General features: G+C 74.8%; 11 protein-coding genes and 1 pseudogene. 4 read left to right on the top strand and 8 right to left on the bottom strand.

Annotated elements, in window-relative coordinates; all coding sequences use genetic code 11:
- On the bottom strand, positions 1–355 hold a 355-nt coding region (locus ACFV3R_RS24060), incomplete at its 3' end, for an MFS transporter (RefSeq protein ID WP_385586759.1).
- A 190-nt stretch (positions 356–545) separates the two neighbouring features.
- On the opposite strand from ACFV3R_RS24060, the gene ACFV3R_RS24055 reads away from it, so the two are divergent.
- Entirely contained in the window at positions 546–1013 is a 468-nt protein-coding gene (locus tag ACFV3R_RS24055) for a MarR family winged helix-turn-helix transcriptional regulator (RefSeq protein WP_385586756.1), read from the top strand.
- A gap of 293 nt (positions 1014–1306) precedes the next feature.
- Here ACFV3R_RS24055 and ACFV3R_RS24050 read toward each other — a convergent pair whose 3' ends face one another.
- From ACFV3R_RS24050 to ACFV3R_RS24040, 3 genes are all read right to left on the bottom strand, one after another.
- Positions 1307–3247, bottom strand: a complete 1941-nt coding sequence (locus ACFV3R_RS24050; RefSeq protein ID WP_385586753.1) for an ABC transporter permease — start codon at positions 3245–3247, stop codon at positions 1307–1309.
- A gap of 79 nt (positions 3248–3326) precedes the next feature.
- Positions 3327–4139, bottom strand: coding sequence for a molybdate ABC transporter substrate-binding protein (modA, locus tag ACFV3R_RS24045; RefSeq protein ID WP_385586750.1), 813 nt, complete (start codon positions 4137–4139; stop codon positions 3327–3329).
- 54 nt (positions 4140–4193) lie between these two features.
- A complete protein-coding gene (locus ACFV3R_RS24040; protein WP_385586747.1) occupies positions 4194–4592 on the bottom strand; it encodes a molybdopterin-binding protein in 399 nt (132 codons plus the stop codon).
- A gap of 285 nt (positions 4593–4877) precedes the next feature.
- Here ACFV3R_RS24040 and ACFV3R_RS24035 point away from each other — a divergent pair, with 285 nt between their 5' ends.
- Positions 4878–5081, top strand: coding sequence for a helix-turn-helix domain-containing protein (locus ACFV3R_RS24035; protein WP_385586745.1), 204 nt, complete (start codon positions 4878–4880; stop codon positions 5079–5081).
- A 7-nt stretch (positions 5082–5088) separates the two neighbouring features.
- On the top strand, positions 5089–5559 hold the full coding sequence (locus ACFV3R_RS24030) for a Clp protease N-terminal domain-containing protein (RefSeq protein ID WP_385586742.1): 471 nt from the start codon (positions 5089–5091) through the stop codon (positions 5557–5559).
- 11 nt (positions 5560–5570) lie between these two features.
- On the opposite strand, the gene ACFV3R_RS24025 is transcribed toward ACFV3R_RS24030, so the two are convergent.
- From ACFV3R_RS24025 to ACFV3R_RS24010, 4 genes and pseudogenes are all read right to left on the bottom strand, one after another.
- The gene (locus ACFV3R_RS24025; RefSeq protein ID WP_385586739.1) at positions 5571–6341 is read right to left on the bottom strand and encodes a hypothetical protein; all 771 of its coding nucleotides are present in this window, start codon (positions 6339–6341) and stop codon (positions 5571–5573) included.
- A 781-nt stretch (positions 6342–7122) separates the two neighbouring features.
- Positions 7123–8970 (bottom strand): annotated as a pseudogene (locus tag ACFV3R_RS24020) (glycoside hydrolase family 3 protein); the annotation flags it as partial.
- Positions 8971–9522: 552 nt separating this feature from the next.
- A complete protein-coding gene (locus ACFV3R_RS24015) occupies positions 9523–12723 on the bottom strand; it encodes a S41 family peptidase (protein ID WP_385586736.1) in 3201 nt (1066 codons plus the stop codon).
- A 142-nt stretch (positions 12724–12865) separates the two neighbouring features.
- On the bottom strand, positions 12866–13627 hold the full coding sequence (locus ACFV3R_RS24010) for a FadR/GntR family transcriptional regulator (protein WP_385586732.1): 762 nt from the start codon (positions 13625–13627) through the stop codon (positions 12866–12868).
- A 356-nt stretch (positions 13628–13983) separates the two neighbouring features.
- Between ACFV3R_RS24010 and ACFV3R_RS24005 the strand changes: the two genes are divergently transcribed.
- A complete protein-coding gene (locus ACFV3R_RS24005; protein WP_385586729.1) occupies positions 13984–14784 on the top strand; it encodes an acyl-CoA thioesterase domain-containing protein in 801 nt (266 codons plus the stop codon).
- Positions 14785–14787: the final 3 nt, after the last annotated feature.

Genomic DNA, 14787 nt, shown 5'->3' with positions numbered 1-14787 from the left:
GTTCCGCGGCGACCACCGAGCCGATCCCGAAGAACGCGCCGTGCGCGAGTGAGGCGACCACCCGGCCCACGATCATGACGGCGAAGACCGGGGCGACGGCGGAGACCAGGTTGCCGAGCACGAACAGGCCCATGAGCAGCAGCAGCATGCGCTTGCGGGAGATGCGGGTGCCGAGCACGGTCATGATCGGGGCGCCGAGTACGACGCCGAGTGCGTAGCCGGTCACCAGGAATCCGGCCGTGGGGACGGACACCCCGAAGTCCGAGGCGACCTCGGGCAGCAGTCCCATGATCACGAATTCGGTGGTGCCGATCCCGAAGGCCCCGATGGCCAGGGCCAGGAGCGCGAGAGGCATGGGGAGTCCCTTTCGGAGGTGTATGCGACGGCGCTTTGTGAGCGGCAGCGCCTAACAAGCGTAAACAATAATTGCAGACGCGGGTTAAAGGCAACCGCTGTAGAATGGTCTGCGTCACCACCCCGCCCCGGGCCGCCCGGCCCGCGGGCGGCCCGCAGCCCCGTCCCCGCCCTCGTCGCAGGAGGCACCGATGACCGCCACGGATCCGGCACTGACCGCGCTCGCCCAGAGCTGGCACGCGCTCTCGGTGCTGCACGGCCGGATCGAGGCCCACGTGGAGCGGGTGCTCCAGGCGGGGCACGGACTGAGCGTGCGGGAGTACTCACTGCTCGACGTGCTCAGCAGGCAGCACGACGGCGAGGGCGGCCACCTGCAGATGAAGCAGGTCGCCGACGCCGTGGTGCTGAGCCAGTCCGCCACCACCCGCCTGGTCACGCGCCTGGAGGAGCGCGGCCTGCTGGAGCGCTACCTGTGCCCCACCGACCGGCGGGGCATCTACACCAACGTCACCCGGGACGGCTTCGCCCTGCTGGACCAGGCGCGTCCCAGCAACAACGCGGCGCTGCGGGAGGCACTGGACCAGGCGGCGCGCGAGAGCGAACTGGCGCCGTTCGTCCGTGCCGTGGAGGCGGCCCAGAGCGCGGCCCTCACCTCCTGAGGGGTCCTTGCCATATGCCCGCCCGGGCCGCGCGGTCTGGCACCGCACCTCGCGGCGTTGCCGAAAAGCCCTGGTAGCTCCGCTACGAGGACTCTCCGGCGCCTTGCGATGCACGGCACCAGCCCACGCGACCTCATCGGACGCTCATATGGCAAGGACCCCTGAGCCGGCCGCGTCCGCGGGCAGTGGGCGTGGGGCGGTCCGGCCGGGCCGTCGAGGCCCATGAGGGAGGCGACGGCAGGCGGGTCGCCCGGCACCCCCTGGCGGCTCCTCTCCTCAGGACACCGCGCGGGTCAGAGCGGTACCACCGAGATCTCGGTCGCCTTGAGGCTCACCCACACCGGCGCCCCCTCCAGCAGGGCGAGCTCGGCGGCGGCCTCCGGTGTCACCTCGGCGACCACGTCGGGTATCGCCTCGGAGGCGACCAGCACCCGCAGCCGACTGCCGCCGCCGGTCACCTCCCGCACCACCCCCGGCCAGACGTTGCGCGGGCTGCCCCCGGGGCGCTCCCGGTGGACGGCGACCGCCTCCGGTCCCGCCACCGCCAGCGCCGGACCGCCCGCGGACAGCGGCTCGGAGACCACCAGCCGCCCGCCGCCGGCCAGTTCGAGGCCGTCCTCGGTCGCCGTCCCCCGCCACGCGTTGCGTCCCATCATCCGGGCCACCCACACCGAGCGCGGGTGGCGCGCCACCTCGGCCGGGGTCCCGTACTGCAGCGCCTCGCCGTCCTGGAGGACCAGCACCCGGTCGGCCAGCGCCACCGCCTCCACCGGGTCGTGCGTGACGACCAGGCAGACTCCGGGGAAGCCGCTGAGGTGGGTGCGCAGCGCGTGGCGGACGTGTGCGCGGGTCGTCTGGTCCAGCGCGGCCAGGGGCTCGTCGAGCAGCAGCAGGCGCGGCCTGGCCGCCAGCGCACGGGCGAGCGCGACCCGCTGCGCCTGACCGCCGGAGAGCTGGGCCGGCCGGCGGGTGGCGAGGTGGCCGACGCCGAGCCGGTCCAGCCAGTCGCGGGCGGCACGGCGGGCCTGCGCCCGCGGCACACCGCGCGCCCGCAGTCCGTACGCGGTGTTGGACAGCGCCGACAGGTGGGGGAAGAGCGCACCGTCCTGCGGCACCCAGGCGACGTGGCGGCGGTGCGGGGGCAGTCCCGAGACGTCCGTGTCGCCCAGGCGGAGTTCGGCACGGGCACGGGGGGTGAGGCCCAGCAGTGCCCGCAGCAGCGTGGTCTTGCCGGCCCCGTTGGCGCCGACGACGGCGACGGTGGTGCCGGCCTCCGCTGAGAGCTCCAGGCGGTCCTGGCCGCTCACCCGGGCGTGCAGCGGCCACCGCGCCCCGTCCCTCAAGGGCTCGACCGGTTCCGTGACGGGTTGCGGGGGGCCGTCCGCGGGGGACGGCGGGGGGACGTCGGGCGCGGCGGACCGGGCGGCGCGGGTGCGGGGCGCGCCGGTCCACCGGCCCCGCAGCGCCAGCAGCACCACCAGGGCGATGGCCAGGAGCAGCAGGGAGACGGAGGTCGCGGCCTCCGGGTCGTCCTGGAGGAGGAGGTAGACCTGGAGCGGCAGGGTCTGGGTGGTGCCGGGCAGGTTTCCGGCGAAGGTGATGGTGGCGCCGAACTCGCCCAGCGCACGCGCCCAGGTCAGCGCGGCCCCGGCGGCGAGCCCCGGGGCGACCATCGGCACGGTGACGGTGAGGAAGACCCGCAGCGGCGAGGCGCCGAGCGAGGCGGCGGTCTCCTCGTAGCCGGGACGCAGCCCGCCGAGCGCTCCCTCCATGCTGACGACGAGGAAGGGCATGGCCACGAAGGTGGCCGCGACGACGGTGCCGGAGGTGTGGAAGGGCAGCACCAGGCCGAAGGTGCCCTCCAGCCACGGGCCGAGCACACCGCGCCGGCCGAAACCGAGCAGCAGCGCCACACCGCCCACGGTCGGCGGCAGCACCATCGGCAGCAGCACCAGGGACCGTACGAAGGTCTTGCCGGGGAAGGGCACCCGCGCGAGCAGCCAGGCGAGCGGCACACCGAGCACCAGCGACAGTCCCAGCGCCTCGGCGGAGACGGTGAGGGAGAGCGTCAGCGCCTGGGTGACCTCGGGGCTGGTCAGGTGCGTGCCGAGGTCCGGCCAGTCGGTGCGGGCCAGGATGCCGATCAGGGGCGTCAGCAGGAAGGCGACCGCTGCCAGGGCCGGAACCGCGAGGGTGAACGGGGCACGCAGACGCGGTGCGCGGCGGCGTCTCATCAGGAGCGTCCTCGCGGTGGGGCGGGGGTCAGGGGGTGGCGGGCCCGCCGGGACGGGACGGACCCACGCGGGGCCGGGTTCACGGCTTCTGGAAGCCGGCGTCCTGGAGGATCTTCTGGGCCTCGGCGGACCGCAGCCACTTGACGAAGTCCGCCGCGGCCTTCGCGTGCCGGGAGTCCTTGAGGGTGGCTGCCGGGTAGGAGGCCAGGGCGTTCTGCTTGTCCGGGATGTCGATGGCGTCGACCTTCTCGGGGGCCGTTGCGGCGTCGGTGCGGTAGACGACGCCGGCATCCGCCTCGCCGAGTTCCACCTTGCTCAGGACGGACCGGACGTCGGGCTCCTGGGAGACCGGCTTGACCTTCAGCTTCTGGGCGTCGAGCACCTGGCGGCTGTAGCGGCCGACCGGGACGGCGGGCGCGGCGAGCACGACCTTCAGCTTGCTGGAGGTGAGGTCCTTCAGGGCGTGCACGTCCTTGGGGTTGTGCTCGCCGACCGCGATGACCAGGCGGTTCTTCGCGATCACCGCAGGTGTGCCGGTCTCGGAACGGATGCCGTCCATGGTGTGGGTGTCGGCGGTGACCACCGCGTCCGCGGGTGCTCCCTGCTCGACCTGGGCGGCCAGTTGCTGGGAGCCGGCGAAGGAGAAGGAGACCTTCGTCCCCGGGTGCTCCTTCTCGTAGGCCGCTCCGGCCGTCTTGAAGACGTCGGTGAGGGAGGAGGCGGCCAGCACGGTCAGGTGAGCGGCGCTCGCCGAGCCGCTGGGCGAGCTGCTGCCGGCGGACGAGGCGTCCGGGCTGCCGCCGCCGTCGTTGCCGCAGGCGGCCAGCGGCAGCACCAGCGCCGTGGTGAGCAGGGCGAGTGCGGTCCGTCGTCCGGTGGGACTGGCGGGCATGGGTGCGCTCCTAGGGGTGTCTCGTGGTCCGGGGCGGAATGCCGGCGCCGGGGCTCAGCCGCGGTCGATGTGGACGTTGGTCGACTTCACGCGGGCGGTGGCCTCGACGCCGACCTCCAGCCCCAGTTCCTCCACGGCCTCCCGGGTCACCAGCGAGACCAGCCGGTGGGGTCCGGCCTGGATCTCGACCTGGGCGGCGACGTCGCCGAGCTTGACGGCGGTGACGATGCCGGGGAACGCGTTGCGCACCGAGGTGGAGGAGGCAGGCTCCTCGTCGCCCCCGCCGCCCTGGGCCAACTCGGCGGAAAACGCGGCCAGGTCGCGTCCGTCGATGAGGCGTCGACCGCCCTCGTCGCGGTGGGTGGTGACCCGTCCGGCGTCCGCCCAGCGGCGCGCGGTGTCGGGGCTGACGCCGAGCAGCCGCGCCGCCTGGCCGATCGTGTAGGACTGCATGCGCGACAACGTATGCCCGATCGCCTCGCATCTGCAAGCAATAGGAGGAATGGCCATAGCAAGTGCCAGCCAGGCGCTCCTGGTTGGAGGAACTGCCGGAACGAGAGGGACTTTCCGGGCGTCGATGCCGGGTGCCTGGGTCGGGTCCGGCAGTGCGCTCCGGGTGGGTCGCGGTCCGCGGGGGTCGCTGTGCCCGCCGGGATGTCGCGTCGGGGTTCCGCGCCGCCCGGTCGCACGTGTCAGGCTGGGTTGACATCGGCGGCATGTCAGGCCAGGCTGACAGGTGTGGAGAACAGTGAGCTCGAAGAGCGCCTCAGGGCGCACGATCCGGCCGTCGGGCTGCGGGCGGTGGGAGCGCTGCACCGGCTGGCGGAGCAGGTCGAGGCCGCAGCGGTCACCCGCGCGAGGGCCCAGGGCTGGTCCTGGGAGCAGATCGGCGACGCCCTGGGCGTCTCACGGCAGTCCGTGCACAGCAAGTACGGGAAGTGAGAAGAGCATGTTCGAACAGTTCGGGGCGGACGCGCGGGCAACGGTCACCGCGGCACTGGAGGAGGCCCGGCGCCGCGGCGACCGCCGCATCGGAACCGAGCACCTCCTCCTGGGGATACTGCGCGAACCCGGCTCACCGGCCGCGCGGGCCCTGGGAGTGGACGTGGCGACCGGACGGGCCGCACTCGACGCCCTCGACACCGCGGCGCTGGCCGCGATCGGCATCGACGCCCGTGATGTGGAACGGCCCCATGTCCCCGCCTCCCGCAAGCGCACCCCGCTCACCTCCGGCGCCCGCGCCGTCTTCCCCCGCGCCCTCGCCGAGGTGAGGCGGGCCGGCGCCCGGCGCATCACGGCCGAGCACCTGCTGCTCGCCCTCCTCGACCGGCCCCGCCCCGACCCGGCGGCCGAACTCCTGGCGCAGGCCGGCGTCGACCGTCACGCCGCCCGGGAGCGCCTGTCCCGGCCGGTCACCTGAGGGCCCGGCTTTCACTCGTACATCACGTACTCCGGTGTGGGGCGCAGGGCCAGCACCTCCTTCGGCGACATGAGCTCGCCGCCCCCCTCGGTGTCCTCCTGGAAGAACAGCTTGAAACCGGTGTGCGCCCCAGGGGGCGTCCGCTTCACCAGCCGGTCCCAGGTGGCGTGCTTGAGGCGGGCGGAACCGATGCCGTCCGCGCACTGCACCACGGCCACCCCCGGGGCGGGCCGCAGCGCCTTCTCCTCATGTACCACCGACTCGGCGACCTGGTGGAAGACCAGCGGCTTCTCCGGCAGGTCGTGTTGGTCGACGAGGTGGGAGAGGTAGGCGGCCACCCTGCCCAGCTCCCGGCCGTCGGTGTGGCCGTAGGTGTCGCCGGGCACCTGGCCGGGGCCCATCTCCCACTCGGGGTCCACCGCCACGCCGACGTCGGGGTGGACGAGCCAGTCGCGCAGCGCCGCCACCTCCTCCAGCACCGAGGCGCGGCCCGGCTGGATGTTGAGCAGCAGCATCGCCCGGTGCCGCCGGGCCGTCTCGTGGAAGCGGTCTATGGTCTCGCCGGCGGTGCGGGTGCGGTACTTGCCGTCGGGCCCCGGCCCTGCGCTCGCGACGACCGCGAGCAGTTCCAGCACCGGCAGCGGCTCCCGGCCGTCGGCGTAGTCCCGTGCGCGCTTCTCGATCTCGTCGGCCCGCTGGTCAGGGTCCCCGGTCCCCAGGCGTCCCAGCGCCGTGGCTCCCGGGAGGCCGCAGTACCCCACCATCCGGTGACGGGGGAACAACGTCCGTCCGCCGCGTGGCAGTTCGGGGCGACTGCGGGTGCGGTGCGGGCTGGGGGAGGAGGAGCGGTGGCCGGCCGGTCCCCGACCGGACGCCGTCGTGGCGGCGGGCGCCGAGTCCGTCCGCCCCGCGGGACCCGCACAGGCTGCCAGCAGTCCGAGGCCCGCACCGCCCACCGCGGTGAGCAGCGCGCGGCGGCTGGGCGGTGGTGATCCGGCCGCGGGCGCGGCGGGTGGCCGCGGGCTTCCGGGCAACGGGAGCGGTGCGGTCCGGCCGGCCCGCCCTCTCCCTCCGGGCGCGGCCTCCCGGGTCGGCCCCTCGTTCTGTGCCGCGGCCCCTGCGGGCCTCTCGTCAGCCACCTGGCCTCCGTCCGTCGCCGTCCGGCCGGCGGCCGGCGGCGCCTGTCGGTCCACAACTCTCCACCTGCGCTTTTCCTGGGAGGCGCGGGTGAAACGGGACGGCGGCAGACCGGAGGGCGAACCGTGCCGGCGGACCTTCGTGCGGGTGGCCGAGAGGACGGTCACCTCGGTGGCGGAGCGGAACCCGAACGCGGGCAGTGCTCGACGGCCTGGAGGGGGTTCGGGGTGACGGCGTCACCGCGAACCCCGTCAGGGGCGGGCCGGCGCGCGGTCGGAAGGCGTGCCCGGCGCCGGGCCGGTGTGCGCCGCACCGCGGGCGGGCGGCGCACACCGGTCTCAGGGGTCCTTGCCATATGCCCGGGCGGGCGTATGGCAAGGACCCCTCAGTGCCGGCTGACGCGGGTGGTCAGTGCCGGCTGACGCGGGTGGTCAGCCCGTATCCGTAGGGGAACAGCGGGTCGTAGCCGCGGTCACCGACGTTGAGGGGCTCCTGCGCCTCGCTGCGCGGCCAGGACACCGGCAGCTTGCCGGTGAAGGCCCGCTTGCCGAAGAGGACGTCGGAGACGCCCTCGCCCTCACTGCCCGGCAGCCAGGAGGCGACGAAGGCGTCGGTCCTGGGCAGTTCGTCGGTGACGATCTGCGGGCGGCCCGAGACGTCCAGCACGACGCAGGTCCTGATGGCGCCGCAGACCTTGTCGATCGTGGCCCGGTCCTCGGCGGACAGGGCCAGGGTGTGGCCGTTGCCGACGTCGCCCACGCCCTCCGCGTACGGCTTCTCGCCCACGACGACCACCCCGACGTCGCTGCCCGCGGTGGGGGCGGAGGCGTCCTTGCTGTAGGTGACGTGCGAGGCGTTCTGCCGGATGCCGTCGAGGATCGTGGTGCCGGGGATGGTGTCGCCCGAGGCGCCCTGCCAGGTGACCGTCCAGCCGCCCGCCTGGTTGCCGATGTCGTCGGCGTTGGAGCCGGCGACGTAGACCCGCTGGGAGGGCTTGAGCGGCAAGGCCCCGCCGGAGTTCTTCAGCAGCACCTGCGACTCGGCCGCGGCCTTGCGGGCGACCGCCCGGTGGGCCGGGGAGCCGATGGTGCCGATGTTGCGGCGGTCGGTGTAGGGGTGCTCGAAGAGGCCGAGTTCGAACTTGGCGCGCAGGATGCGGCTGACCGCGTCGTCGATGCGGGAGACGGGCACCCTGCCCGCCTGCACCTCCGCGACCAGCGTGGTCTCGAACTGGGGCGCGCTGTAGGGCTCCATGAACATGTCCATACCGGCGTTGACCGAGGTGCGGACCTGTGTGGCGTAGTCACCCGGGAGCTGTTCGATCGCGTTGTAGTCGCTGATGAGGAAGCCGTCGAAGCCGATCTTCTGCTTCAGGACGTCGGTGAGGAGCTCCTTGTTCGCGCTCATCCTCACCGGGTTGCCGACACCGTCCTCCTTCCAGTCGACGCTGGAGTAGGACGGCATGATGCTGCCGACGTGGTGCTTGCGCACGGCCGGGACGTAGGGGGCGAGGTCGGTCTTCGCGAAGTGGGCGCGGTCGGTGATCGTCACGCCCTGGTCGAGGGTGTAGTCACCGTTGGTCGAGGTGCCGTAGGTGGTGTCGCCGTCCCCCGCGAAGTGCTTGGAGGTGGCCAGTACCCGGTCGGGGTGGGACAGGTCGCCCCTGCCGTCGCCCTGGAAGCCGTCGATGGCGGTCTCCATGCGGGAGACCAGCGCCGGGTCCTCGCCGAAGCTCTCGTAGGTGCGTCCCCAGCGGTCGTCCCGGACCACGCAGTTGCACGCGGCGAAGACCCACTGCGGGCCGGTGGCCCGGGTCTCGGTGGCGGTGACGTGCGCCTCCTGCTCGACCAGGGCGGGGTCACGGGTGGCGCCCATGCCGATGTTGTGCGGGAAGACGGTCGCACCGACGAGGTTGTTGTGCCCGTGCACCGAGTCGACGCCGTAGAGCAGCGGGATGTGCAGCCGCGTGGCGAGGGCCCGCTTCTGGTACCCGTCGACCATGTCGGCCCAGGCCTCGGGCGTGTTGGAGGTGGGGGTGGAGCCGCCGCCGGAGAGCAGCGAGCCCAGGGCGAGGTCGGTGATCTGCCCCTGGTCGCCGTCGACCGAGGCCCGCTCGGCCTGGGTCATCTGGCCGACCTTCTCCTGCAGCGTCATGCGGCCGAGGAGGTCCTTCACCCGGGTCTGCACCGGCAGCCGCGGGTTCATGTAGGGCGCCGCACGGCCGGAGTCCGCCGCCGTGGGCACGGGCGTCGCGGAGGCGCCCGGAACGGCGACGGCGGCGAGGGCCGCCGAGGTGAGAAGGGCTCCCATGAGCCGCCGGTGTCCGACGCGCCGGCGAACCCGGTCGCCGAGGGGTCTGTGGTATCGCACGCTGTCCTCCCAGACGGGGCACCTGAGCGGCGCACGACGGCCCCCGCCCCGCCCCCCACCCCTTGGCCGGGGTGGGGCCGCAGTAGCCGCGCACACCACGCCGGGCCGGCGGTGCTCGCCGGCCCGGCGCACATTCGGTCGCGCACGCCACCGTCGTCCCAGGGACCCCGGAGCGTACACAGCAGCGAATTTTCCACCGCCTTCCCCTGCGGTCAAGGTCTGTACCAGAGGAACTGGCATGGGCATCCGGGGAGATGGGGCTCACTCCACCTGATGCGCGGGGCGGGCGCGGCCGGCCGACCACGTCGAGGACGAGAACGAGGCCGTGGTGCCGGCGGGGCGGAGCCGGGCGCTGCCGCCGAAGGTGCGACGTCGTGCACCGGCCGCCGCACCGAGGACGGACGACGGCGCCGCGGCGGCCCGCCAGGGCCACCGCGGCGCCGTCCACCGCACGCCTCAGGGAAGCTGCGGCGGCGTCTTCGCCGGCCTCTCCTGCAGCGCCGCGAGGGCCAGGCGGACCGCCTCGTCCAACTGGGGGTCGCGTCCCGCGGCGTGGTCCTGCGGGGCGATCACCACCTCCACGTCCGGGGTCACCCCGTGGTTCTCCACGCCCCAGCCGTAACCCTCCAGCCAGAAGGCGTACTTGGGCTGGGTCACGCCGGTGCCGTCGACCAGCTCGTAGCGGCTGTCGATGCCGATGACGCCGCCCCAGGTCCGGGTGCCGACCACCGGGCCGATCCCGAGCGCCTGGATCGCCGCGTTGACGATGTCGCCGTCGGAGCCGGAGAACTCGTCCGCCACCGCCACCACCGGGCCGCGCGGGGCGTCCATGGGGTAGCTGGTGGGCTGCATGCCGCGGGCCAGGTCCCAGCCCACGATGCGGCGCGCCAGCTTCTCCACCACCAGCTGCGAGGTGTGGCCGCCGCGGTTGCCCCGCAGGTCGACCACCAGCCCCTCGCGGCCCACCTCCAGGCGCAGGTCGCGGTGGAGCTGTGCCCAGCCGGCCCCCACCATGTCGGGGACGTGGAGGTAGCCCAGGCGCCCCTCGGACACCCGGTGCACCCATTCGCGCCGCCCGGCCACCCACGCGTGGTAGCGCAACGGCTCCTCGTCCGCCAGCGGCACCACGACGACGTGCCGCGGCTCACCGCCGCCGGTGGGCGCCACGGTCAGCTCCACCGGCTTGTCGGCCGCACCCGTCAGCAGCGGCCCGGGACCGGCGAGGGGGTCGACAGGCGTCCCGTCGACCGCCAGGATCACATCCCCGGGGCGCACCGCCACCCCCGGCGCCGCAAGCGGCGAACGGGCCGCCGGGTCGGAGGTCTCCGAGGGCAGGACCCGGTCCACCCGCCACGCACCGTCCTCGCCGCGCGAGAGGTCGGCGCCGAGCCGGCCCACCCGGGCCGAGCCGCCGCCGCCGGCGCGCACGTAGGCGTGCGAGGTGCCCAGTTCGCCCTGCACCTCCCACAACAGGTCGACCAGGTCGTCGTGGGTGGCGACGCGCTCCAGCACCGGCCGGTAGCGCTCCAGGACCTGCTCCCAGTCGACGCCGTTCATGTCGGCCCGCCAGAAGTTGTCGCGCATCAGCCGGCCGGCCTCGTCGAACATCTGCCGCCACTCGGCCGCCGGGTCCAGCCGCTGCCGGACCCGGGAGAGGTCCACGGTGACCGAACCGTCCGAGCCGTCGTCGTCCCCGGTGGCGCTGCGGTCGGAGGGGACCACCCGCAGCTTGCCGTCGGTGTGCAGCACCAGTTTCTTGCCGTCGCCACTCACCGCGAAGTCGTCCACCTCGGAGGCCAGTTCCTCCGAGCGGAGCCGGTCCAGGTCGTACCGCTCCAGGACGGTGTGCGGCCAGGGGGCGTCGGGCGTGGCGCGCGAGGAGCCGAGAACGCCCTGCACCGGGTGGCGCAGCCACAGCAGGCCGTCCTTGGCGGCCCGCAGCGTCGAGTAGTTGGCCGCCGCCACCGGCACGGGGACGATCCGGTCGGCGAGCCCCTCCAGGTCGATGCGGGTGACGGGCGTGCCGGAGGTGTCGCCCTCCTCCTCGTCGCCCTTGCCCCGCTCGGCGGTCCGGCCGTGGAGCTGCGGTCCGAAGGGCGAGGGCGTGGTGGCCGCGAGCGTCAGCAGGTACGGGCGGCAGCTCCCGACGAACGCGAGGTCGAAGACGTGGGCGTCGTAGACCGGGTCGAAGGTGCGCTCGGACAGGAACGCCAGGTGCTTGCCGTCGGCGGTGAACGCCGGCTCGTAGTCGCGGAACCGCAGCGGCGTCGCCTCGGCCACCGACAGGTCGGCGAGGTGGGCCAGCCGCACCTGGCGCAGCGGTTCGGGGCCGGGGTGGGACCAGGCCAGCCACGCGGAGTCGGGCGAGAAGACCAGACCCGAGGCGTCGCCGTGGTCACTGCGGTCCACCTCGTGGACGTCACCGGACTCGCGCTCGACGACCAGCACCCGCCCGTCGTGCGAGGCCACCGCGAACCGGGACCCGTCCGGGGCGACCGCGAGCTGCACCACCCGCCCCAGCCGGCCGGCGGCAAGCCGGCGGGAGGCGACGCCGGGGGCGGTGCCGGTGGCGGGCGCGCACTCCAGCGCGTCCTCGCCCTCGGCGTCGGTGACCCACACGACGTGCGCCGCGCCCTCCACGTGGTAGGTCCGCGGCATCCGGCACCGCACGCCCGGTTCGGCGGCCAGCGCCCGCGCCGGGCCGTCACGGTGGGTCACCCAGTGCACCGCGCCCCGGGTCTCGACGGCGCTGCCGCGCGCCGTGCGGTCGGGGGAGGCCGCGCCCAGGTGGTGGTCGGCGCGGATCAGCCGGGGCTGCAGGTCGGTGCGCTGGCCGCCCAGCCGCACCTGAAGCGGTCGCGGCTCGGCACCGGAGAGGTCGTCGAGGACCCACAGCCGGCCGGCGGAGGTGTAGACGACCCGGGTGCCGTCGGTGGCGGCGTGACGGGCGTAGAAGCCGTCGACGTCGGTGTGCCGGCGCAGGTCGGAGCCGTCCGGCTGGGAGGAGTAGAGCGCCCCGACGCCCTCGTGGTCGGAGAGGAAGGCGATGCGCCCGCCCACCCACATCGGGTACTCGATGTTGCCGTCGAGGTCGGCGTGGACCCGTGCGAACTCCTGCCCGTCGCCGAGCCAGAGCTTGCCCGCGGTGCCGCCCCGGTACCGCTTCCACCAGGCCGCCTCCCGCCCCATCGGCGCGGACAGCAGGAGCACGCCGTCCTCCCCGCCCCAGGCCACCGCGCCCACCGGGCCGTACGGCAGGGTCCGTGCGGGACCGCCGTCGACCGGCACGGCACGCGCCCGGGTCAGCCGGGCGGAGTGGGCGTCGTGGGAGGCGAGGGCCAGCACCTCGCCGTCCGGGGTCCAGCCCCGTACGGAGGTGGCGGCACTGCCCCAGTACGTCAGGCGCCGCGAGGGGCCGCCCTCCACCGGGGCCAGGTGGATCTCGCGGGCACCGTCCCGGGTGGAGGCCCAGGCGACCCACTGGCCGTCCGGCGAGATGCGGGGATGGTCGACGGGGGTGTTGTCGGCGCTGACACGCCAGGCACGGCCGCCGTCTAGCGGGGCCACCCAGACGTCGTCCTCGGCGGTGAAGGCGACCAACTCGCCCTGGACATCGGGAAACCGGAGGTAGGCAGGGAACGTCACGGAGATCACCATAGGACAGCGACGTGGTTGCGCGCCGCCCCCTTTCCGCTGTCCGGCCAGGTGGAGGACGGCCCACCGCCTGCCGCCGCGGCGCGGAACCGGGCACTCCGCAAAGGCCCGGCCGCCCCGCGGCGAGGCGGTCACGGCCCGGCCGTCAGGGGCCGCCGGGCGTGCTGCCGGCGGCCTCGACCCGGTGCAGCACGGCCCGCACGGTCTCGCCGTCGACCGCGAAGTGCCGCCCCGCGACCCGGGCCGCCTCCTCCGCCTCGCCCGCGCAGACCGCGGCGACCAGCGCCTGGTGGTCGGGCGGCGACCGGTGCCCGAGCCGGGCGGCACAGGGCTGCACGGCCCCGCCGAGGACGACCTCCGACAGCAGCCGCCGGTGCAGCGCCACCAACCGGGCGTTGTGGGTGGCCTCGGCGACCGCGAGATGCAGCGCGGCGTCCGCACGCCCGGCGCCGGTCGACGGCGCCCGGGCGGCCTCGCGCAGCAGCTCCCGCAGCGACCGCCGGTCGCCGAGGTCCGCGCGCCCGGCGGCGGTGCGCGCCACCAACTCCTCCACCAGGCAGCGGTAGTCCAGCAGCACCTCCACGGCCGTCCGCCGCTCCACCAGCGTGTGGCGCACCGAGACGGCCGAGGCGTCGGCCCACTCCGCGCTCACGAAGGCGCCCCCGCCCCGGCCCCGCCGGATCTGCAGCAGTCCGTCCGCCACCAGCCGCCGCAACGCGGCACGGACACTGTCGCGGCTCACCTCCAGCCGGGCGGCCAGGTCCCGTTCGCTCGGCAGCCGGTCCCCCCGCCGGTACTGGCCCGTCGCGATGGCCGCGGCCAGTCTGTGAGCGATCCGCTCCGCGGTTCTCGCGGACGGCAGGGTCTCCAGGGCGGGCCCGCCCTCCTGGGGGAAACCGGACGTCACGACCTCACCTCCCGGTGCTCGTTCACCGTCTGCCCCGACGGCACCGGGCCGCCGGCCCGCCGCCGTGTGCGCCCCGGCACCGGCCCCTGCCACCCGCCGGTGACCAGGGAGAACGCGGCGGGGAGCGACCACCTGGGGTGCTCCGCGCCTACCCGCACCACGGCCGGTATAACGTGGTCGGGCCCCGGCCGGACGGGTGGGGAGAGGGGCCGGGAGCCGGTCCGCGGCACCGGAGCGGACCAGGTCCGGCACCGGCCCGCCGCCGGCCGTGCACCCCGTGCCCCGAGGGGCCGGGGGACCTTCCCGGCCCGCACGCACGACGCCCGCCCCCCGGACGGGCGGGAAAGGGGAGTGGCATGGCCGAGACCGAGCAGCAGGAGGCGTTCTTCACCTCCGGTCAGGACGCGCTCCTGCCGGCGGCCCACGCCCGCAGCTGGTGGGTGCCGGACATGCTCCACGGCAGGCTGCTGGGCGGCCTGGCCGCCCGCGCCCTGGAGCGGGAACACGCCACCGAGGGGCTGCACATGTCGCGGCTCACGGTGGACCTCTTCCGCAACGCCCCGTTCGGCCCGGTCCGGGTGGAGACCGCACGGGTCCGCGAGGGCCGGCGCATCCGGGTCGCCGACGCCACCGTCCTGGACGGGCGCGAGGCGGTCGTGGCCCGTGCCTCGCTCGTCCTGCTGCGCCGCGGTGAGCAGCCGACGGGCACCGTCCCCACCACGCCCCCGTGGGACGCGCCGCTCCCCGAGGCGCTGCCGGCGCCGCGCACCGGGGCCTGGACGGCGTGGATGTTCGACGAGGAGAACCGGATGCGGGAGCCCTCCCAGGGCTGGGCGGGCGCCGGGCGGCGCCGTGCCTGGCTGCGCGAGTCCCGCGAACTGGTCGCCGGCGAACCGCTGTCCCCCTTCGTGCGCGCCGTGCTCGCCGCCGACACCGCCAGCCCCCTCGCCCACGCCGACGACACCGGCCTGCCCTTCATCAACGCCGACTACACCCTGTCGCTGAGCCGGCTGCCGCTGAGCGAGGTGATCGGACTGGAGTCCGGCGGCCACCTCAGCGACGACGGGGTGGCCGTCGGCCACTGCACCCTCCATGACACCTCCGGACCCATCGGTTACTGCCTCACCACGGCGATAGCCAACAGCCGGCGCCGCTGACGG

The organism is Streptomyces sp. NPDC059740, assembly GCF_042733155.1.
In the GTDB taxonomy this organism is placed as follows: Bacteria; Actinomycetota; Actinomycetes; order Streptomycetales; family Streptomycetaceae; genus Streptomyces.
This window is presented reverse-complemented; position numbering and strand designations above follow the sequence as displayed.